1 rRNA gene is annotated in these 3538 nt (G+C 54.7%); it reads right to left on the reverse strand.

From position 1 onward, the window contains the following. Positions 1-181: 181 nt before the first annotated feature. Positions 182-3318 (reverse strand): 23S ribosomal RNA (locus AC5RT8_RS16270). Between the last annotated feature and the right edge of the window lie 220 nt (positions 3319-3538).

Here is a 3538-nt window from a genome sequence, read left to right on the forward strand (position 1 = left end):
GTGTGGGGAAAACAATGGTCACGAACATCTTCAAAGACGCAAGTGATATTCAATTATGTTCCTGGCACAACAACCAACGGTTGTTGTCCGGGAACCACATAGTGGACGCAAGCAACACGATCTAACAGCACCCTTTATACTTTGACGGACCGTTTGAAGTCGTGTCCGTCCAGGTGCTGGTGTGGTGTAAGTCATCGGCCTATTAGTACCGGTCAGCTTCACGGGTCTTTAGTCCCCGCTTCCACATCCGGCCTATCAACCCAGTGGTCTGGCTGGGGGCCTCTCACACACAAGGTGTATGGAAATCTCATCTCGAAGCGGGCTTCCCGCTTAGATGCTTTCAGCGGTTATCCCATCCGAACGTAGCTAATCAGCGGTGCACTTGGCAGTACAACTGACACACCAGAGGTTCGTCCGTCCCGGTCCTCTCGTACTAAGGACAGCCCTTCTCAAATTTCCTGCGCGCGCAGCGGATAGGGACCGAACTGTCTCACGACGTTCTAAACCCAGCTCGCGTACCGCTTTAATGGGCGAACAGCCCAACCCTTGGGACCTACTCCAGCCCCAGGATGCGACGAGCCGACATCGAGGTGCCAAACCATGCCGTCGATATGGACTCTTGGGCAAGATCAGCCTGTTATCCCCGAGGTACCTTTTATCCGTTGAGCGACGGCCATTCCACAATGTACCGCCGGATCACTAGTCCCGACTTTCGTCCCTGCTCGAGATGTCTCTCTCACAGTCAAGCTCCCTTGTGCACTTACACTCGCCACCTGATTGCCAACCAGGCTGAGGGAACCTTTGGGCGCCTCCGTTACTCTTTAGGAGGCAACCGCCCCAGTTAAACTACCCATCAGGCACTGTCCCTGACCCGGATTACGGGCCGAAGTTAGATATCCAGTATGACCAGAGTGGTATTTCAACGATGACTCCACCCGAACTGGCGTCCGGGTCTCACAGTCTCCCACCTATCCTACACAAGCCACACCGAACACCAATACCAAACTATAGTAAAGGTCTCGGGGTCTTTCCGTCCTGCTGCGCGTAACGAGCATCTTTACTCGTACTGCAATTTCGCCGAGTTTATGGTTGAGACAGCGGGGAAGTCGTTACTCCATTCGTGCAGGTCGGAACTTACCCGACAAGGAATTTCGCTACCTTAGGATGGTTATAGTTACCACCGCCGTTTACTGGGGCTTAAATTCCCAGCTTCGCCCACAAGGGGCTAACCGGTCCTCTTAACCTTCCAGCACCGGGCAGGAGTCAGTCCGTATACATCGTCTTGCGACTTCGCACGGACCTGTGTTTTTAGTAAACAGTCGCTTCCCCCTGGTCTCTGCGGCCCCGATCCCCTCCGGACAGCAAGTGTCCATCAAGGTTGGGGCCCCCCTTCTCCCGAAGTTACGGGGGCATTTTGCCGAGTTCCTTAACCATAATTCTCTCGATCGCCTTAGTATTCTCTACCTGATCACCTGTGTCGGTTTGGGGTACGGGCGGCTAAAACCTCGCGCCGATGCTTTTCTAGGCAGCATAGGATCACCGGATCCCCCCGATACGGGGGTCCCGTCGGATCTCAGGATCGTCATCAAAGACACCGTGACGGATTTACCTATCACGGACCCTACATCCTTAGACCAGGTCTACCATCGCCTGGCCCGGCTACCTTCCTGCGTCACACCTGTTAATACGCTTACCTCCCAGGATCAGGTCCCGTGCTCGGCCAAAACCCTCACACCACAAGGATGCTCGGGCAGGCTCCGGACGGTTAGTGTCCCCTGCTTGGTATGGGCGGTTTTTCGCCGGTACGGGAATATCAACCCGTTGTCCATCGACTACGCCTGTCGGCCTCGCCTTAGGTCCCGACTTACCCAGGGCAGATTAGCTTGACCCTGGAACCCTTGATCATTCGGCGGACGGGTTTCTCACCCGTCTTTCGCTACTCATGCCTGCATTCTCACTCGTGTAGGCTCCACCACTGGTTTACACCGCAGCTTCACTGCCCACACGACGCTCCCCTACCCATCCAGACGACTGAACCACGAAGGCTTATCTATATCTGAATGCCACAACTTCGGCGGTGTACTTGAGCCCCGCTACATTGTCGGCGCGGAATCACTTGACCAGTGAGCTATTACGCACTCTTTCAAGGGTGGCTGCTTCTAAGCCAACCTCCTGGTTGTCTGGGCAACTCCACATCCTTTCCCACTTAGCACACGCTTAGGGGCCTTAGTTGGTGGTCTGGGCTGTTTCCCTCTCGACTATGAAGCTTATCCCCCACAGTCTCACTGCTGCGCTCTCACTTACCGGCATTCGGAGTTTGGCTGACGTCAGTAACCTTGTAGGGCCCATTAGCCATCCAGTAGCTCTACCTCCGGTAAGAAACACGCAACGCTGCACCTAAATGCATTTCGGGGAGAACCAGCTATCACGGAGTTTGATTGGCCTTTCACCCCTACCCACAGCTCATCCCCTCCATTTTCAACTGAAGTGGGTTCGGTCCTCCACGACGTCTTACCGTCGCTTCAACCTGGCCATGGGTAGATCACTCCGCTTCGGGTCTAGATCACGCCACTGCAACGCCCTGTTCAGACTCGCTTTCGCTACGGCTTCCCCACACGGGTTAACCTCGCGACGTAACACTAACTCGCAGGCTCATTCTTCAAAAGGCACGCTGTCACAGCAACAAAGGCTGCTCCAACGGTTTGTAGGCACACGGTTTCAGGTACTATTTCACTCCCCTCCCGGGGTACTTTTCACCTTTCCCTCACGGTACTTGTCCGCTATCGGTCATCAGGGAGTATTTAGGCTTACCAGGTGGTCCTGGCAGATTCGCACGGGATTTCTCGGGCCCCGTGCTACTTGGGATCCTCTCCAAGCGGCAGCATGCATTCCGGTTACGGGGCTAACACCCTCTACGGCCCGGCTTTCAAACCGGTTCACCTATACACCTGCACTCACTTCACCGATCCGGCAGAATCGGTACGGAAAGTCCCGCAACCCCAGTGATGCAACGCCCGCCGGCTATCACACACCACTGGTTTAGCCTCTTCCGCGTTCGCTCGCCACTACTAACGGAATCACTGTTGTTTTCTCTTCCTGTGGGTACTGAGATGTTTCACTTCCCCACGTTCCCTCCACGCACCCTATGTGTTCAGATGCGGGTCACCCGGTCACTCGCGCGCCGGGCGGGGTTTCCCCATTCGGACATCCTGGGATCAAAGTTCGGTTATCAACTCCCCCAGGCTTATCGCAGATTCCTACGTCCTTCTTCGGCTCCTGATGCCAAGGCATCCACCGTGTGCCCTTAAAAACTTGACCACAAAGATCAATTAATTATCGCTATCGAGAAAACCATGGAGGCCGGTAAAAACCGGTCACCAGGTTTATCTGAAATTGCACTTAATAATTTTTAAGATGCTCGCGTCCACTATGTAGTTCTCAAACAACAACCCCGTCACACCCATCCACACCCGCACCATCCCCCGAAAGGGATCCGCACCATGCTTCCGGCCTGCGCAGGAACAAACAGAAACAACCA

The sequence above is a fragment of the Arthrobacter sp. Ms25 genome (genome assembly GCF_059090365.1).